Origin of the sequence: Croceitalea dokdonensis DOKDO 023 (genome assembly GCF_001306415.1) — a bacterium.
Lineage (GTDB): Bacteria > Bacteroidota > Bacteroidia > Flavobacteriales > Flavobacteriaceae > Croceitalea > Croceitalea dokdonensis.
In genome coordinates, this window is the sequence record NZ_LDJX01000004.1 from 351,926 (window position 1) to 368,443 (window position 16,518).

Annotated in this window: 21 protein-coding genes; 13 read left to right on the plus strand and 8 right to left on the minus strand. The window is 40.4% G+C overall.

Annotated features, from left to right (window positions below; all coding sequences use genetic code 11):
• Window positions 1-20: 20 nt before the first annotated feature.
• Window positions 21-686, minus strand: coding sequence for a uracil-DNA glycosylase family protein (locus tag I595_RS10600; protein WP_054559388.1), 666 nt, complete (start codon window positions 684-686; stop codon window positions 21-23).
• A 166-nt stretch (window positions 687-852) separates the two neighbouring features.
• Here I595_RS10600 and I595_RS17170 point away from each other — a divergent pair, with 166 nt between their 5' ends.
• Window positions 853-987 (plus strand): 30S ribosomal protein THX, encoded by a 135-nt coding sequence (locus I595_RS17170; RefSeq protein WP_083467571.1) that lies wholly within the window; start codon window positions 853-855, stop codon window positions 985-987.
• On the opposite strand, the gene I595_RS10605 is transcribed toward I595_RS17170, so the two are convergent.
• The 4 genes from I595_RS10605 to I595_RS10620 form a co-directional block, all read right to left on the minus strand.
• Window positions 984-1,346 carry a hypothetical protein gene (locus I595_RS10605; protein WP_054559389.1) on the minus strand — a complete coding sequence of 121 codons (363 nt, stop codon included), beginning with the start codon at window positions 1,344-1,346 and terminating at the stop codon, window positions 984-986. The two genes, I595_RS17170 and I595_RS10605, sit on opposite strands and share 4 nt — an antisense overlap.
• Window positions 1,347-1,390: 44 nt before the next feature.
• Entirely contained in the window at window positions 1,391-2,152 is a 762-nt protein-coding gene (gene yaaA / locus I595_RS10610; protein WP_054559390.1) for a peroxide stress protein YaaA, read from the minus strand.
• Window positions 2,153-2,317: 165 nt separating this feature from the next.
• Window positions 2,318-3,340: an RluA family pseudouridine synthase gene (locus I595_RS10615; protein ID WP_054559391.1), complete on the minus strand. Its 1,023-nt coding sequence runs from the start codon at window positions 3,338-3,340 to the stop codon at window positions 2,318-2,320.
• Window positions 3,341-3,928 (minus strand): PASTA domain-containing protein, encoded by a 588-nt coding sequence (locus I595_RS10620; protein WP_054559458.1) that lies wholly within the window; start codon window positions 3,926-3,928, stop codon window positions 3,341-3,343.
• 74 nt (window positions 3,929-4,002) lie between these two features.
• On the opposite strand from I595_RS10620, the gene I595_RS10625 reads away from it, so the two are divergent.
• From I595_RS10625 to I595_RS10640, 4 genes are all read left to right on the plus strand, one after another.
• Entirely contained in the window at window positions 4,003-4,992 is a 990-nt protein-coding gene (locus I595_RS10625) for a D-alanine--D-alanine ligase (protein ID WP_054559459.1), read from the plus strand.
• A 15-nt stretch (window positions 4,993-5,007) separates the two neighbouring features.
• Window positions 5,008-5,460 carry a pantetheine-phosphate adenylyltransferase gene (gene coaD, locus I595_RS10630; RefSeq protein WP_054559392.1) on the plus strand — a complete coding sequence of 151 codons (453 nt, stop codon included), beginning with the start codon at window positions 5,008-5,010 and terminating at the stop codon, window positions 5,458-5,460.
• A 182-nt stretch (window positions 5,461-5,642) separates the two neighbouring features.
• Window positions 5,643-7,475 (plus strand): PAS domain S-box protein, encoded by a 1,833-nt coding sequence (locus I595_RS10635; RefSeq protein ID WP_157449721.1) that lies wholly within the window; start codon window positions 5,643-5,645, stop codon window positions 7,473-7,475.
• Complete coding sequence (locus I595_RS10640; RefSeq protein ID WP_054559394.1) at window positions 7,462-7,869, plus strand: response regulator; 408 nt, start codon at window positions 7,462-7,464, stop codon at window positions 7,867-7,869. Before I595_RS10635 ends, I595_RS10640 begins: the two co-directional genes overlap by 14 nt.
• 158 nt (window positions 7,870-8,027) lie before the next feature.
• Here I595_RS10640 and I595_RS10645 read toward each other — a convergent pair whose 3' ends face one another.
• The gene (locus I595_RS10645) at window positions 8,028-8,627 is read right to left on the minus strand and encodes an NUDIX hydrolase (RefSeq protein WP_054559460.1); all 600 of its coding nucleotides are present in this window, start codon (window positions 8,625-8,627) and stop codon (window positions 8,028-8,030) included.
• Between the two features lie 7 nt (window positions 8,628-8,634).
• Here I595_RS10645 and pyrE point away from each other — a divergent pair, with 7 nt between their 5' ends.
• Both pyrE and I595_RS10655 read left to right on the plus strand, forming a co-directional pair.
• Complete coding sequence (gene pyrE / locus I595_RS10650; RefSeq protein ID WP_054559395.1) at window positions 8,635-9,276, plus strand: orotate phosphoribosyltransferase; 642 nt, start codon at window positions 8,635-8,637, stop codon at window positions 9,274-9,276.
• 4 nt (window positions 9,277-9,280) lie between these two features.
• Window positions 9,281-9,676 carry a hypothetical protein gene (locus tag I595_RS10655; RefSeq protein WP_054559396.1) on the plus strand — a complete coding sequence of 132 codons (396 nt, stop codon included), beginning with the start codon at window positions 9,281-9,283 and terminating at the stop codon, window positions 9,674-9,676.
• On the opposite strand, the gene I595_RS10660 is transcribed toward I595_RS10655, so the two are convergent.
• Complete coding sequence (locus tag I595_RS10660; protein ID WP_054559397.1) at window positions 9,673-10,404, minus strand: biotin--[acetyl-CoA-carboxylase] ligase; 732 nt, start codon at window positions 10,402-10,404, stop codon at window positions 9,673-9,675. The two genes, I595_RS10655 and I595_RS10660, sit on opposite strands and share 4 nt — an antisense overlap.
• A 92-nt stretch (window positions 10,405-10,496) precedes the next feature.
• On the opposite strand from I595_RS10660, the gene rsfS reads away from it, so the two are divergent.
• From rsfS to I595_RS10690, 6 genes are read left to right on the plus strand one after another with little or no spacing between them, the layout of a single operon-like run.
• Window positions 10,497-10,874, plus strand: coding sequence for a ribosome silencing factor (gene rsfS, locus I595_RS10665; RefSeq protein WP_054559398.1), 378 nt, complete (start codon window positions 10,497-10,499; stop codon window positions 10,872-10,874).
• Between the two features lie 3 nt (window positions 10,875-10,877).
• Window positions 10,878-12,890, plus strand: coding sequence for an ATP-dependent zinc metalloprotease FtsH (gene ftsH / locus I595_RS10670; protein ID WP_054559399.1), 2,013 nt, complete (start codon window positions 10,878-10,880; stop codon window positions 12,888-12,890).
• 31 nt (window positions 12,891-12,921) lie between these two features.
• Window positions 12,922-13,530 (plus strand): LUD domain-containing protein, encoded by a 609-nt coding sequence (locus tag I595_RS10675; protein ID WP_054559400.1) that lies wholly within the window; start codon window positions 12,922-12,924, stop codon window positions 13,528-13,530.
• A 2-nt stretch (window positions 13,531-13,532) separates the two neighbouring features.
• Entirely contained in the window at window positions 13,533-14,336 is an 804-nt protein-coding gene (locus tag I595_RS10680) for a phosphatidate cytidylyltransferase (protein WP_054559401.1), read from the plus strand.
• Window positions 14,326-14,991, plus strand: a complete 666-nt coding sequence (locus I595_RS10685; protein ID WP_054559402.1) for a phosphatidylserine decarboxylase family protein — start codon at window positions 14,326-14,328, stop codon at window positions 14,989-14,991. The genes I595_RS10680 and I595_RS10685 overlap by 11 nt, the downstream gene beginning before the upstream one ends.
• Entirely contained in the window at window positions 14,992-15,252 is a 261-nt protein-coding gene (locus I595_RS10690) for an acyl-CoA-binding protein (protein WP_054559403.1), read from the plus strand.
• Here I595_RS10690 and I595_RS10695 read toward each other — a convergent pair.
• Window positions 15,249-16,517 (minus strand): sterol desaturase family protein, encoded by a 1,269-nt coding sequence (locus I595_RS10695; protein ID WP_054559404.1) that lies wholly within the window; start codon window positions 16,515-16,517, stop codon window positions 15,249-15,251. The genes I595_RS10690 and I595_RS10695 overlap by 4 nt on opposite strands.
• Window position 16,518: the final 1 nt, after the last annotated feature.

The following is a 16,518-nucleotide window of genomic DNA, read 5'->3' on the forward strand; positions in this document are numbered from 1 at the left end:
AGGTAAGACCTTGACACAAATTAGTCTTTAAAATGGGCTTGGTACTGCAATATTCTAAAATCAATGGTATTGAATTCTGGATTCTTACGCTTTAAGGTTTTGTAAGCAGGCAAACTACCTACCGCCCTATTGGCGGCACCAGAGGGTGCCGTTAGGGAAACCACACGGATGCTCTTCTTGGTCTTGGGATGGACAAAACAGTGGATTCTAGGCACCTCATCATTAATGACCCTAAGCTTTATTTGATGTTCCCTTAATTGCTTTCTTAAAAAATATTCCGGTCCATTTTTACTGTTGCCACCCGTTAACAAAAGGGTTTCAACAGTTGAAAATTGTTGAAGATAATAAAGCATATCCCGCAATCTTACTTCCTGCATTCCCATATCGGAGGCGTCTATTTTATGTCGCACGGCAGAAGATACGATATCACATATCCCAATGAGATTGCTTTTAAGGAACTGTATTCGTTGTTGGATGGCAGCTTCCGATGTCTCGTACAATAAATCCAGATCATGGATACGGTCAATTATTTTCCACAACTGGCCATCTCGGCTTCCATAACAGAAATCCACGTCCCCATCTTTTAGTTGGCCAAGGCTAAACCTTGGAGGCGGTAAGGTCCCTACAATCACTTTTCTTACGCCAGGAAATAAAAATGGTTCATAAGGGTGTTTGTGCAAAAACATGCCCAAAGATATCTGTTTCCAGTTGTTTTGTTTTATTGCTAAAAATTATTATTTTAAGGAAAGAAAGATAAAATAGTACTAACCAGTACCGTGTCTTACGAATGGAGGTTTTTTTAACAACGTATTTTAGTGAAGCGCATCCAATTAATCACAAGAAACATCAATTATGGGCAAAGGGGACATTAAAACAAAACGAGGTAAAATAGCCAACAAATCCTACGGGGCAAGACGACGAAGAAAAATCAGGAAACGGGTGACCGTTGAGGAGAAAATTGCCACGGAAACCACTAAAAAAAGTTAATCTACCTTAAAGGTAACCTGTACCGCACCGTTATCCGTAAAATCAATTTCATAGGTATACAATCCTACAGGTAAAAGTTCCTGAAGGCTATCATTTACGGTGTAGTTAAATGTTGTGCTATCCGTAACAATGGTCAATGGCATTTGTGGAAACGCTTCTTCAAAGGAGATGTAATCGGAAAAACCATCTGCGGATACGTTTTCATAAAATAGGCTATCCTGTATGACCTCTACGAGGTTAAAATCTACTGCAGTGTTGTTCCGTATTCTGATATTGGCCGTCATTAGCTCGTCATCCCTATCTGCGCAGGAGACGGCTATGGCCATGCACGCCATAAATGCCACTATTCCCTTTTTCATAACCTTGAGGTTTACTATAAGAACGGGGAATGAAAAAAAATATTCTATCTAATGAATACTGGTTGATTTTCCTTTAAGGTGTGCTCCTTACTAAAGATGTAGTCATCATAGTTAAAACCCTTGATATCCTCTAATGTTTTAGCATCGTTGTCTATGATGTAGCGGACCATGGAACCCCTGGCTTTCTTGGCATAAAAACTGATAATCTTAAGGGTATCGTTCTTCCAATCCTTGAAAATTGGGGTGATTACGGTGGTTTTTAGCTGCTTTTCATCAATGGCGGAGAAATATTCATTACTGGCCAAGTTCACAAAAACCTCACCATCTTCCAATTCCTGGTTTAAATGTTCTGTTAAGGTATCCTTCCAAAACTCATATAAATTCTTCTTTCTGCCCACCTTGAGCTGTGTGCCCATTTCCAGCCGATACGGCTGCATCAAATCCAAGGGTCTAAGCATACCGTAAAGTCCGGACAGAATCCTAAGGGTATTCTGTAAACGATCTAATTTTGCAAGCGGCAATGTGTAGGCATCCAGTCCTTGATAGACATCGCCATTAAAAGCAAATACGGCAGGCCTAGCATTTTCTGGGGTAAATGGAAGGGAAAAATCTTGGTTTCTTTGCCAGTTTATTTGCGCCAAATTATCCGAAATGGACATTAGGGAGGCAAGGTCTTTTGGTTTCTTTTTCACCAAGACCTTATGTATAATTTGAGCTTTTTCCAAGAGCTGCGGCCCAGTAAATTTAGCGGTGGGCAATGGCTGTTCATAATTGAGGGATTTGGCGGGAGAAACTACAATTTTCATTTCACGTCTATTTTATTCAAAAATAACACCTTTCAATAGGAATTTCCATTCGTGGTAAATGGACTTTTTAAATTTGTAGATCGATAGAACTTATCGTAGCCCATTTTGATGATGTAGCTTTATGTAAATGGGTTAAAAATACCTCCTTTACATCCAGGTAAAACTCTAGGCAAACTTGGAATATGCCCGCCATTTTTCAATACATTGTTCCATATCCATGGGCAAGTCGGAGTCAAATTGCATCAACTTTCCGGTTACCGGGTGCTTAAATCCTAGGGTCTTGGCATGTAGCGCCTGGCGGGGCAAAACTTTAAATGCATTGTCCACAAACTGTTTGTACTTGGTAAAAGTGGTTCCCTTTAGTACCTTATCACCACCGTAACGTTCGTCATTAAAAAGGGTGTGGCCAATATGTTTCATATGCACCCTTATTTGATGCGTTCTTCCCGTTTCCAATTTACAGCTCACTAAGGTAACATAGCCCAATCTTTCCAATACCTTGTAATGGGTTACTGCCTCCTTGCCTTCCTCCCCATCAGGGAAAACAGCCATTTGTAATCTATTTTTGGGATGTCTGGCCAAATTACCTTCAATGGTTCCTTCATCTGCCTCTACGTTGCCCCAGACCAAGGCTACGTATTCCCGCTCACTGGACTTGTCAAAAAATTGTTTGGCCAAATGGGTCATGGCGGTCTCTGTCTTTGCCACGACCAAAAGACCGGACGTATCCTTATCAATGCGATGCACAAGACCCGGCCTGTTGGAACTATTATTGGGCAAATGATCAAAATGATAGATCAGGGCGTTGATCAGGGTGCCAGAATAATTGCCGTGTCCGGGATGCACTACCATTCCCGCTTTTTTATTGACTACCAATAGGGCATCATCCTCATAAACAATATCCAAGGGAATATCCTCTGGTGTCAACAAAAATTCATAAGGTGGGTGCTCAAACAAAACCTTTACCTCATCACCCGCCTTAACCTTGTAATTTTGCTTTACCATGGTGCCGTTCACCCAAATATTCCCATCTTTTGCTGCCTTCTGGATTTTGCTTCGGGTGGCGTTTTCAATAAAATTCATCAAAAACTTATCTACCCTTAAAGGCTCCTGTCCTTTTGAGGCCACAAACTTAAAATGCTCAAAAAGGTCTTCTTGTCCGGGTTCTAATGGTGTATCTTGGATCATCTAGTTGGATTCCGCTTGAATACGTGCACCGGCGGTAATGGTCCCATTACCACAGATAAGTTCCACTTTGGAGGTCTTGGGCAACTTATCGCCTGGTTTTACGTATTTCCCCTTATATTTTATCCGGTATACCATGTCCTTACCCAGTTCATCAATGTAGGTGACACGTTGCACGTCCAAACCAACCGCGCGTAACATGGAACTGGCATTCCTTCTGGTAACCTGCACAATATCCGGAACGGTCACCTTTTTATATCCGGAAGGATTCACGGTAAAATATACTTTACGATTGTTCTTTACCTTGGTGCCTGCTGCCGGATTCTGGTCTAAAATGGAAAACCTTGGAAAATCTGGGTTATAATTGGTGGAATCCAAGACCTCATAACGCAGGCCTCTATTCTCAGCTACATCACGCATTTCTTGGACAGACATCTTTGAAAAATCCGGCACTTCCACAAATTCCCCATGGTTGGTAGTGCTCTTTAACCAGCGTAACGCACCAAAACAAATGACCACTAAGACCACCAGGGCAAGAACCAGTTGTATCAAAAACGTTTTACTTTTTAAAAATTGGAAAAAATCTTTCATGCCCATTCGTTAACCAAACAAAGATAGAAAAACAGCCCATTTTTACTTACTTTGGCAACTCATAAATGCCAAATATGAAAAAAAACATTGCGGTAATCATGGGCGGGTTTTCCAGTGAATATGAAATATCACTTAAAAGTGCCGCTGTTGTCATGGATAAGTTGGACCAAAATAAATACCATTGTTATGGAATATATATTCAACAAGATGGCTGGTTCTATTTGGACAAAAACGGGGCAAAACACCCAATTAACAAAGATGATTTTAGTTGTACCATAGATGATGTTAAGGTAAATTTCCACTGCGTTTTCAATGCCATTCATGGAACTCCGGGAGAGGATGGTCTGCTACAAGCTTATTTTGAATTACTGAAGGTTCCGCATACTTCCTGTGGATCGTACCAAGCGGCACTCACTTTTAACAAACGGGATTTTTTGAGCAGTTTAAAACCTTATGGAATCCTTTGTGCAAAATCTTATCACTTAAACCAAGGCGAAACTATTGATGAAGATGCCATTATAAAAAAAGTGGGGCTGCCCTGCTTTGTAAAAGCCAACCGTGCCGGGAGTAGTTTTGGTATTTCCAAGGTCTATAAAAAAGAAGCGCTCAACGAGGCCATTGCCCTAGCATTTAAGGAGGATGATGAAATTATTATAGAACAGTTTTTAGATGGAACGGAAGTTTCCGTTGGGGTCATTACCTACCAAGGCAAGGTTACCGTACTGCCAATTACCGAAATTGTCAGCGATAACGATTTTTTTGATTATGAGGCAAAGTATCAAGGCAAAAGCCAAGAAATAACACCGGCAAGAATTTCCAATGCACAAAAGGAAAAGGTAACCCATCTAGCAAAAAAAATATACCAACTGGTTAAAATGAAGGGGTTCTCTAGGAGCGAATTTATTTTTCTTGGTGACGAGCCCTATTTACTTGAAATGAATACCACGCCGGGACTCACAGAGGAGAGCCTATTGCCACAACAGGCAATGGCCGCCGGTATTTCCCTAGATGCATTATTCGATAGTGCCATTGAGGAAGCCTTAAAGAATAATCCTTACATTTAGGCAAAGCTTTACCGTATGAGGCGCGCACTATTTCCCGGTTCCTTTGATCCCCTAACGTTGGGGCATTACGATATTATCCAACGCGGTGTTACCTTATTTGACGAGCTTTTTATCGCCATAGGCATTAATGCGGATAAAAAGTACATGTTTAGCTTGGAACAGCGCAAAAGGTTTATCACAGAAGCCTTTAAGGATGAGCCAAAGATAAAAATTGTGACCTATAAAGGCCTAACCGTAGACTTTTGTAAGGAAATAAAGGCCGATTTTATTTTAAGGGGATTACGAAACCCCGGGGATTTTGAATTTGAAAAAGCTATTGCCCATACCAATAGAAAACTATCTGAAATAGAAACCGTTTTTTTATTGACCTCTTCCGGAAAATCCTACATCAGCTCTTCCATAGTGCGGGATGTTATCAGAAACCATGGGGATTACAAGGGATTGGTTCCAGACAGCGTTAGGGTTTAATGCTGGGGTGAACCAGTCCTACATCTATACCGCCATGGCGCCATTCCGCCCATATTAAAGGCACGCTACACCAAACCACGGGTTTTCCGCCATTCACAACAATTTTTAAATATTACGGTTATATACTACTATAATTGTAGGAAAATACAACCAATATCACCCCAAATCTTAAATCCTGTATTTTGAAAACTAAGTTGACAACACCAACCGGATTCCTCATAAAACAGCTGCCCAATAAGGTAGTATGCATTAACCATGCATATACCATCATCCATATTTCTGAAAAATTGGCCTCTTTCTTAGGTTATGATCACAGGGTTGGTTTAGGAATGTCGCTGCTAGATATGTTCGGTATCCCACCAAATAGCATCGATGCAAACATAAACAAGGTGTTTAACGGACTAGGCCGAGAATTTACCATTGCCACCTTCAATAAAACAGTTAACGTTAATGCAACACCCTGGTATGACCAAGAGGAAGTAATCATTGGCGCCATATTGGAAATAGAGGAACTGGACACAAACACTACGGGGGTCAAAACCATTGAAAGACTAGAACGTTTGTTAAGGCACCAGTCAGAAATATCCAAAGTAGGCACATGGATTTATGATATACAAGCGGGTACGGTAAGTTGGTCTGCAATGACCAAAACAATTCATGACGTGGAACCGGACTACGAGCCTGACATAGAAACGGCACTTAATTTCTATGAAAAGGGTCATTACCAAAATACGATAGCCATGCTGGTCCATAAATGCATCAGTAATGGAAATCCTTGGAACGTGACCTCAAAAATAATATCGTCCAAGGGCGTGCCCAAATGGGTAACCTCGGCGGGTAGGGCCATAAAGGAAAACGGTGAAATTGTAAAGTTGGTTGGGACCTTCCAAGATATTTCTGAACAAGTTGAGGCGGAGAACAAGATCAAAGAGAGTGAAGCGTTGCTTAGGACCCTAATAGATAACCTACCCCTTAATATTTATATCAAAGACAAAGAATTCAAGAAAATTCTCCTGAATAAAGCTGAGGCCTCGTATCTGGGCGTGGAGAGGATGGAAGATGTGATCGGAAAGACGGATTTTGACCTGTATCCGGAGCAAACGGCAGAAATTTCCAGGCAAGAGGACCTGCAAGTATTACAGAGCAAAAAACCCATTTTATCCAAAAGATCGATCACTATTAAACATGATGGATCCAAGACACATTTTTTGACCTCTAAAATACCGTGGTTAGATGCTCATGGCAGTAGTAAAGGCATTATAGGCATCAGTATAGATATGACAGTAATGGTGCAAAAGGAAGAACAGCTTAATGACCTCATCAATGTTACCTCGCTCCAAAACAAAAAACTCATCAATTTTGCGCACATTGTTTCCCATAATCTAAGATCCCATACTGCCAATTTTTCCATGCTCTTGGACTTTTTGGTCAATGAGAAACAAGAAGTTGAAAAATCCAAAATTTTAAAAATGCTGACCAAGGCATCGGACAACTTAATGGATACCTTGGAAAATTTAAATGAGGTAGTAGATATCAGTACCAACATGAATCTGGAAAAGAAATCCATAGTCCTTTGGGAACAAATCAACATAGTTAAGGAGAACATCAGCGCATTCATGACCAAACACCATGCTACCGTCATAAACAACGTTCCAAAAAAACTTGAAGTACTGGCCGTACCTGCTTATCTGGAAAGCGTGATCTTAAACCTGCTGACCAACGCTGTAAAATATAAACATCCGCAACGTAGTCCAGAAATCATCCTTTCTGCCAAGCAAGAAGATGACTATGTAATTCTAAGTATATCTGACAACGGTTTGGGGATAGACCTTAAAAAATACGGCGACAAACTTTTTGGTATGTACAAGACTTTTCATAACAATAAAGATGCAAGGGGAATAGGCCTTTACTTGGTTAAGAACCAGTTACAGTCCATGGGCGGTGGCATAGAAGTATTCAGTGAAATTAATAAAGGAACCACATTTAAAGTAATCTTGGGCAATGAAAATAAATAAGGTATATATCATAGATGATGACCTCATCACACAGTTTGGCATAAAAAAATTATTAAGCCGGGTAGACCCTGATTGTGAGGTGCTGCAATTTGAAAACGGAAAAACAGCCTTGTCCGGGATTTTGGCAGATATGGAAAAAGACGCCTTACCAAACGTACTTTTTCTTGATATCAACATGCCTATTATGGATGGATGGCAATTCTTGGAAGAATTGGTGAAGTTGCCCATTGCCCAAAAATTGCTCATCAACATACTAACCTCCTCTATAGACAAGTACGATCAAATGAAATGGAAAGAATATAAAATGAAGAGCCACCATATCATCAAATATGACAACAAACCCATTTACCAAATTGATATTGAACAACTACTATCCGTGAATATCGCGTCTTAGGAGGTATTCCCGATTGTAGGGGGTTACTAAAGGCACTAGGGACATCATATACGGGTGAATTACGGATTTCACTTGGGGAATAATTTACGCCTAGGGGCGTGAACTTAGGGCCATCAGGAAATATGCAACAGGTACGCCAACCTTTTTCTTTTTAACCCCTAGCTATCCTCCTCAGCTTTGTGGAACAATAACTTAATGTTTAAGTAGGAGTTTTCCAGCGCCTTCTCAATTTTCTCCTCGCTGAGCCATTTTACCTTGGTAATACCTTCGTTCTTTTGTGGGACCAAATCCCCTTTAAACTTAGTATCCATACTAAACCAATACACTTTTTTAAGTTTGTAGGTCCCGTTTCTTTTAAAGATATGGTAGGTAGTTTTTAGGTACTTATCTATGACCAATCCCGTTACGCCTGTTTCTTCTTCGATCTCGCGTATGGCTGCCGCTTCAATGGATTCCCCTTTATCCAATTTTCCCTTGGGAAGATCCCATTTATCGTTTCTATAAATAAAGAGTACCTTCCCCTTTTTATTCCGTACTAGTCCGCCAGCGGCCACGACTATAGGAATTTTACTGCTGAACTTCTCCAATAAATGTTCACTGGGATCATAGATATAGGCTTTGGCCAGTAGTTTTTTGGAAAGCGACGTAATGGCATATTGGATGTCATCATTTTGCATTAAAAAAACATTGCCAACACTATTTTCAGGCTTTTCGTTTGTTAAGATCAAGGGTGATTCATTAACAAAAACTTTATACATTTGCGCCATGATTTTAGATAAAAACACTGCCAAAAAAACGGCTGAGCTGCTGTTGCAAATTAATGCAATTAAGTTGAATCCAGAAAATCCGTTTACATGGGCATCAGGTTGGAAATCCCCGATATATTGTGACAATAGAATCATTTTAAGCTTTCCTACCATTAGAAATTATGTTAGGGACCAGATGGCAAAACAAGTGGAGCAGCTCTACGGTAAGCCAGATGTCATTGCTGGTGTGGCCACTGGGGCGATAGGTATAGGTATTTTAGTTGCAGAAGCACTAGGCCTACCTTTCATTTATGTGAGACCGGAGCCAAAATCCCATGGTAGACAAAACCAAATAGAGGGTCTATTGCAGGAAAACCAAACTGTTGTGGTCATTGAAGACCTCATAAGCACTGGCAAGAGTAGTTTAAACGCGGTAACCGCATTAAAAAATTCAGGAGCCAATGTCAAAGGGATGCTGGCAATTTTTACGTACGGATTTTCCGTGGCCAGTGAGAATTTTGATAAGGAAGATGTGCCCTTGCATACCCTGAGCGACTACCACCATTTAATAAACCAAGCCTCTGAAACGCATTATGTAAAAGAGGACTTGGTAGAAACCCTACTGGAGTGGCGTGAAAACCCTGCCCTTTGGAAAAAATAATCGTATGCATATTGAAATAGATAAGAAATTAGTTCAAAAACCAAAAAAAGAGGTATTTGATTTTCTATTGGACGTCAAAAACTTTGAGCAATTAATGCCTGATAACATAGCCAAGTTTGAAGTATTGGATGCTGACACTTTCCGCTTTGGATTGAGCGGTATGCCAGAAATTGTATTAAAGCAAAAAAACACCACCCCTAACGACCAGTTGGTTTACGGTGCGGCAAGTGACAAACTTCCTTTTACCCTAACGGCAGATTTAATTTCCGTTTCCGATGGGGAGACCGAGGTTGTCTTAAGCTTTACAGGTGAATTTAACGCAATGATGGCTATGATGATCAAAACCCCCATCACCAACTTTATGGAGACCCTTTCCAACAATTTGGCCAAAATTACCTAAGAATGTAGGCGAATTTGCTTTACGGCGTAGTGTTGGATCGTATCATCCTCCAAAAGCACTTTTAATTCCCCATTTCTAGTGATTCCTTTAATTATACCGTTAAACGGAGCGTTGTCCTTACATGAAAAAATGGATACCCTATCTTTTTTGTACAGTACTTCCTCATAGCTCTTTCTAACATCTAGCCATGATTGTTGGGAAATAGTCTCAAGATTTGCCCGTAACCCGACGATCAAAGTCCTTAGGGCCCATTCTAAATCCATGGCTTTGCCTAGAGCTAGGTAAATTGAGGTTGCTTTGGGCAAGTTTGTAAAATTTGTTTGATTCACATTTAATCCGATACCAATTATGGAACTTGCAATTTCATTACCCCGGAGCATATTTTCCACTAAGATTCCGCAAATCTTTTGATTACCTGACATTATGTCGTTAGGCCATTTAAGTCTTACGTTAGGTATTCCCCACTCTTGCAGGACCCTAAAAATGGCCAAGGCCACCAAACAATTTAATTTAGCGTGCTCATCAACACCAAGACCAGAAAAATACTTCAACAAACTGAATGTGAGGTTTTTACCAGGTTCAGTCTCCCAAACTGCACCCCTTTGCCCGCGGCCGTCCGTTTGGGTATCGGTAACCACAACTGTCATATCCTTTGCCCCTTTCTCTGTGTACAATGACTTTAAATAGCTATTGGTAGAACCGATGGCATCAAGTTTGACTATATGCATTTATAGTGTTGAGAACAGTTAGAAGGTAATGTTAAATTGACACTACGACAAAACAAAAAAGTAATAACTTTGTACAAATTTAAAATTTTTTAATGCAGAAGAGCAAAGCCGGTGCGGATGAACTCATTGCCTTAGTCTTATCGGGAATAGAAGAAGTTAAAGGAGTTGATATCAACTTATTGGATTTAAGGGAAATAGAAAACACTGTTTGTGATTATTTTATCATCTGCAACGGAACATCCAACACCCATGTCAATGCAATTGTTTCCTCAATCCAAAAGACCGTTAGCAAAGCAATAAAGGATAAACCCTGGCATGTAGAAGGTTCTGAGAACGCAGAATGGGTACTGATGGACTACGTGAACGTGGTGGTCCATGTTTTTCAAAAACAAATAAGAGAATACTACGATATTGAGGGACTTTGGGGAGATGCCAAAGTTACCGTGGTAGAAAGTAGTTACAACAATTAAATAATGGCAAAAGAAAATAATTCAAATTCCCCTAAAAAACCTCGTTTTAATGCTTGGTGGATATATGGAACCATCGCTTTACTGATACTTGGTTTTCAGTTTTTTAGCAGCAGTAGTTTTTCCAACACTAAAAAAACGAATACTTCCGAAGTCCAAGAATACCTGAGAAACGGCGATATTGAGAAAATTCTCATTATCACCAACACCAGACAGGCAAAAGTCTTCCTTACCAATGAGGCGCTGCAGAAAAGTGTCCACAAGGACGTTGCGGAAAAGCCACTATTACCATCTACGGGAGCCGTACCGCAATACGTATTGGACTATGGTGATCTGCAAAATTTTGAAGATGAAATCAAACAAATCAAAGCAGAAAACAACTTAGATACCACGGTAGACTTTGATACGGAATCCGATTTAATTGGGAGTTTCCTGGTCTCCTTATTACCGTTTATCATTATCATTGGTATTTGGATCTATTTAATGAGACGCATGTCTGGTGGTGGTGCTGGAGGCGCAGGAGGGCAAATTTTTAATATCGGGAAATCCAAAGCAAAACTCTTTGATGAAAAAACCGATACTCGTACCTCCTTTAAAGATGTAGCTGGGCTAGAAGGTGCCAAAGAAGAAATAGAAGAGATCGTGGAATTTTTAAAGAATCCGGACAAATACACCTCTTTAGGAGGCAAGATACCCAAAGGAGCACTTTTGGTAGGGCCTCCAGGAACTGGTAAAACTTTACTAGCCAAAGCAGTGGCAGGTGAAGCTAAAGTGCCCTTTTTCTCCTTGTCCGGTTCTGACTTTGTGGAAATGTTTGTAGGTGTTGGTGCCTCCCGTGTGCGTGACCTGTTTAAACAAGCAAAGGATAAATCACCGGCCATTATATTTATTGATGAAATTGATGCCATTGGTAGGGCTAGGGGTAAAAACAATTTTACGGGGTCCAATGATGAGCGAGAAAACACCTTAAACCAACTCCTAACGGAAATGGATGGTTTTGGAACCAACACCAATGTCATTGTTTTGGCCGCAACCAACCGTGCAGATGTACTGGACAAAGCCTTAATGCGTGCGGGTAGATTTGATAGGCAGATTTACGTTGACCTACCAGATATTAGAGAACGTAAAGAAATCTTTGAAGTCCATTTAAGACCCATAAAGACTTCCGAAACCTTAGATTTAGATTTTCTTGCCAAGCAAACCCCAGGTTTTTCCGGGGCGGATATAGCCAACGTTTGTAATGAAGCTGCTCTAATCGCTGCCAGAAAGGAAAAAAAAGCGGTTAGTAAACAAGACTTTTTGGATGCAGTGGACCGTATCGTGGGAGGTCTTGAAAAGAAAAATAAAATTATAACCCAAGAAGAAAAGAAAACCATTGCTTTCCATGAAGCGGGTCATGCCACGGTAAGCTGGATGTTGGAACATGCAGCCCCTTTGGTCAAGGTCACCATTGTTCCAAGAGGACAATCTCTTGGGGCTGCTTGGTATTTACCAGAAGAGCGTTTGATTGTTAGACCAGATCAGATGTTGGACGAAATGTGTGCCACCATGGGAGGGCGTGCAGCAGAAAAAGTGATTTTCAATAAAATTTCTACCGGTGCCCTAAGCGATTTGGAAAAAGTAACCAAACAAGCACGTGCCATGGTCACTATCTATGGTTTAAACGAAGAATTGGGCAATATTACCTACTATGATTCCTCTGGACAGAATGAATATGGGTTTTCCAAACCCTACAGTGAGGAAACTGCCCAACGCATTGATGAGGAAATCTCTAAAATTATAGAAAAGCAATACAAAAGGGCCATTGAACTCTTAGAGAAGCATAAAGATAAATTAACCGAATTGGCAGAACGCCTATTGGACAAAGAGGTTATCTTTAAGGACGATTTAGAAAAAATCTTTGGTAAAAGACCTTTTGAAAAAGAAATTGAAGAAGCAAAATTAGTATCCTCCAAACCTACCATAAAAGAAGAACCAGCGGAGGAGGACGAAGTAAAAGCAGCGGATAGCAAGGAATAATCCTCGCTATCCTAAAAGCACCACAACCTATATGGGGATATTTGGCAAACTTTTTGGCGGGGGAAAAAAGGTCACAAAGGAAACAGCGGAGACCCGGGGAGAGCATATGCCCGATCTTAAAATACCCATAGATGAAAAGTTTACCATATACTTTAAAAAAAACGGTGGAAAATTTTTATACTGTGAAAACTTCAACGAAGTCCTTGATGCCCTCCATAACATCATAGCGGAAAATAACTGGCAGAACAAACCACTGTTTACCCTGGACAAGCGTATCAATGAACGGTTTGCGACGGAAAAACTTCCTTTCACCGACAATCGTAAGGATGCAGAAGTCTTTTTTACCACCTGCGAGCACTTAATAGCCCAAGACGGTTCTATTTTGGTTTGCTCCAAACAGCTAAAAGAAACAAAATTGCATGAACTTCCCTCACACCTCATTGTTTATGCTACTACTAGTCAAATCGTGGACACCATAAGTAAAGGGTTGCAAGTCATAAAAGGTAAATACCCAAAACAGATTCCCGATAATATTACTACCCTAAAACATTTTGAGCTCACTTCAGAAAATAAAAATGATTTTCTATCCTACGGCAGTGCTACAAAAAATGTATATCTTTTGCTGTTAGAAGACTACTAACAATGAAAGAACTTTTAAGACGATCCCTTACCGGCATAGTTTACGTTGTTCTTTTGTTATCCACTGTTTTTCTAAATTCTGATGCGTTTGATTTTTTATTCATGGCTTTTGGCCTTGGCTGCCTTTATGAGTACAAGCGCATTGTAGGAATTAAGGGGTATTACATCTTCATTGCTTATTTGGCACTATGGTGGGCTTATATTTATTTGATTCATGATGAATTGCCTGTACTCATCTTGTTGGCCATCACCCTTATCATAGATATTGCCTTGTTATTTTTCCTCTTCTCAAAGAAAAAAAAACCATTTTCCACCATCCATCTCTACCTCATCGGTATTTTTTATATTTCTGGAGGTTTTATTTTTTTGACGATGATTCCTTATAATGACAATGAATTTGCCAAATTGTTGATAGCTGGGATTTTTGTCTTGATATGGGTAAGTGACACTTTTGCGTATGCAGTAGGCCGCACCATTGGTAAAACAAAGCTATTTCCGTCAGTTTCCCCTAAAAAAACCATTGAAGGATCCTTGGGAGGACTTATTTTTGCGTTGATAGCAGCGTACCTGCTGTCCATGATAGAATCCAAAATTAATATTGCCCAATGGATTGGGTTGGCGGTCATCATTGTGGTCATGGGTGCTTTTGGCGATTTGCTGCAGTCCAAGTTTAAGCGCATGGCCGGTGTTAAGGATAGCGGCGCAATTCTTCCTGGCCACGGTGGAATTTGGGATCGGTTGGATAGTTTAATTTTTGCGGCACCTTTTGCATATTTTACGTTAAAACTATTTTTTTATGTTTCATAGAGAAGGACAGAAAATAATTTTGTTAACCTTTATTTTGGTTGCCATAGCCATTTTGGCATCGCAATTCTTTATTGACGTTCCATGGTTACGTGTATTGCTGCAGGTAGTTGCCTTGACCTTTCTCATTCTTATTTTACAATTCTTTAGAAACCCATCGCGCAAGGTAACTCCAAATTTTGATGAGATTCTTGCCCCTGTGGACGGAAAGGTAGTGGTAATTGAAGAAGTTGAGGAAACTGAATATTTTAAAGGTAAGCGAAGACAGGTTTCCATCTTTATGTCCCCAATAAACGTTCATGTAACCAGGTATGCGGCCAGCGGCACCATAACCTATAGCAAATACCATCCAGGGAAGTATCTGGTGGCTTGGCACCCAAAATCCAGTACAGAAAACGAACGTACCACCGTGGTTATCAGAACCCCAAAGTTTGGTGAAATATTATACAGACAAATTGCAGGTGCCTTGGCCCGGCGCATTGTAAATTATGCAGAGGAAGGACAACAAGTAATCCAGGGACAAGACGCTGGGTTTATTAAATTTGGTTCAAGGGTAGATTTATTTTTACCTTTAAATAGTAAGATATGCGTATCCCTAGACCAAACCGTAACCGGTGCAAAAACTTGTATTGCCATGCTTCCAGACAAACAAGAATAAATGAAAAAGGCGTTACAGATAGCTTTTAAAGATGCCGTGGACTTCGTTAGCAACTACAGTGAACCCCTTCCGGCGGATTTGCTATTAAAGCTTTATGCCTATTACAAGATTGCCAACAAAAATTATAACAACCCTGGTAGCAAAACCCCACTGATCAACGCATTTAAGGCCAACGCCCTTATACAGGCACAGAATATTAGTAGGAAAGAGGCCATGGAGAATTATATTGCCTTGGTAGACAAAGAACTTCGTAATTCCTAGGCTACATAACCATTTGGGTTGTCTAAACTTTCAAAAATTGTAAAGTAGATCCCGGCAATAAGCGTAACGGTAAAATAGAGAAACACCATAATACTTCCGTAACCAAAATAAGCATTAATACCAAACCAATCACCCGTTAATACAACTACCAACATTCCTGCCACACTTCTGACCAACTCAATCCAAAGAGCATAGGTTTTTTTATCCATAAGTGCGGTATATCCGTATATACCAATAAAAACAAAAGCGCCAAATACCAGCAGTTGTTTAAAGCCAATTTCTCCATAGTTGTAAAACATAAACAGCAGCAGCGCAGTGCTCACCAGCAATTGAAAAATTGCGTATCCCTGTAAAGCCATGGACACTTGGGGTCCATATTTTTTAAATTGATATACATCTTTGATCGCGGCAATGGGATATTTTTCCATCATATCCAAAGGACGCCAACCCGTGGGCATAAACCAGATACGCAATTTATCCCACCAACTCTGGGTTCGCCATGCATCTAGAACCAATCTCCACAGATGTTGAAAATTGATGATGATAGGGTTCCAAGTGCCCGCTGGCATTAGCACCCCGTATTGGGGTGGTACTTCTGGAAGCTCTTTTTGAAATGTTCCAAAAATTCTATCCCAAACACAGAGAATCTGACCAAGGTTTTTATCAATGTATTCTGGGTTAATGGCATGGTGGACACGATGTTGTGAAGGAGTAACGATAACATACTCTAACCACCCTAATTCCCCAATGTGTTGGGTGTGGTACCAAAACTGTGCAAATAGATGAATTGGCGCCAGTACGGCAATAACGTCATTGGGAACGCCCAACACCGCGGCAGGAATTAATAATAAGGCAAAGTATCCAACCACATTTGAAATGGACTGCCGCAGTGCGCAGGCCAAATTAAATTCCTCGCTGCTATGATGAATTACATGTTGATTCCAAAAAATGTTGATGTGGTGGCTTAATCTATGATTCCAGTAGCCAGCAAAGTCTATCGCTATAAATGCCAATACCCAAACATACCAAGAAGTCTGTAAAGAAAAGAGGGCCACATGCTTTAGTAATATGGGGTAACTGACCAAAACCACCACAAGGCCCAAAGAATCCTTGATGATATTGGTTAAGCCGGAACTAAGACTACTTACGGTGTCCATTACCCTGTGCTTTTGGTCCTTGACAAAGTGTCCATATAAGACTTCTAGCAAAACCGACCCTGTAAAAAAGGGAATGGCGTAAACCAAGGCTTTCGCATAAGTTTCCATA

Coding starts and splice junctions, on each gene's coding strand:
- I595_RS10600 (WP_054559388.1), bottom strand. CDS start 686: ATGTTTTTGCACAAACACCCTTATGAACCATTTTTATTTCCTGGCGTA.
- I595_RS17170 (WP_083467571.1), top strand. CDS start 853: ATGGGCAAAGGGGACATTAAAACAAAACGAGGTAAAATAGCCAACAAA.
- I595_RS10605 (WP_054559389.1), bottom strand. CDS start 1,346: ATGAAAAAGGGAATAGTGGCATTTATGGCGTGCATGGCCATAGCCGTC.
- yaaA (WP_054559390.1), bottom strand. CDS start 2,152: ATGAAAATTGTAGTTTCTCCCGCCAAATCCCTCAATTATGAACAGCCA.
- I595_RS10615 (WP_054559391.1), bottom strand. CDS start 3,340: ATGATCCAAGATACACCATTAGAACCCGGACAAGAAGACCTTTTTGAG.
- I595_RS10620 (WP_054559458.1), bottom strand. CDS start 3,928: ATGAAAGATTTTTTCCAATTTTTAAAAAGTAAAACGTTTTTGATACAA.
- I595_RS10625 (WP_054559459.1), top strand. CDS start 4,003: ATGAAAAAAAACATTGCGGTAATCATGGGCGGGTTTTCCAGTGAATAT.
- coaD (WP_054559392.1), top strand. CDS start 5,008: ATGAGGCGCGCACTATTTCCCGGTTCCTTTGATCCCCTAACGTTGGGG.
- I595_RS10640 (WP_054559394.1), top strand. CDS start 7,462: ATGAAAATAAATAAGGTATATATCATAGATGATGACCTCATCACACAG.
- I595_RS10645 (WP_054559460.1), bottom strand. CDS start 8,627: ATGTATAAAGTTTTTGTTAATGAATCACCCTTGATCTTAACAAACGAA.
- pyrE (WP_054559395.1), top strand. CDS start 8,635: ATGATTTTAGATAAAAACACTGCCAAAAAAACGGCTGAGCTGCTGTTG.
- I595_RS10655 (WP_054559396.1), top strand. CDS start 9,281: ATGCATATTGAAATAGATAAGAAATTAGTTCAAAAACCAAAAAAAGAG.
- I595_RS10660 (WP_054559397.1), bottom strand. CDS start 10,404: ATGCATATAGTCAAACTTGATGCCATCGGTTCTACCAATAGCTATTTA.
- rsfS (WP_054559398.1), top strand. CDS start 10,497: ATGCAGAAGAGCAAAGCCGGTGCGGATGAACTCATTGCCTTAGTCTTA.
- ftsH (WP_054559399.1), top strand. CDS start 10,878: ATGGCAAAAGAAAATAATTCAAATTCCCCTAAAAAACCTCGTTTTAAT.
- I595_RS10675 (WP_054559400.1), top strand. CDS start 12,922: ATGGGGATATTTGGCAAACTTTTTGGCGGGGGAAAAAAGGTCACAAAG.
- I595_RS10680 (WP_054559401.1), top strand. CDS start 13,533: ATGAAAGAACTTTTAAGACGATCCCTTACCGGCATAGTTTACGTTGTT.
- I595_RS10685 (WP_054559402.1), top strand. CDS start 14,326: ATGTTTCATAGAGAAGGACAGAAAATAATTTTGTTAACCTTTATTTTG.
- I595_RS10690 (WP_054559403.1), top strand. CDS start 14,992: ATGAAAAAGGCGTTACAGATAGCTTTTAAAGATGCCGTGGACTTCGTT.
- I595_RS10695 (WP_054559404.1), bottom strand. CDS start 16,517: ATGGAAACTTATGCGAAAGCCTTGGTTTACGCCATTCCCTTTTTTACA.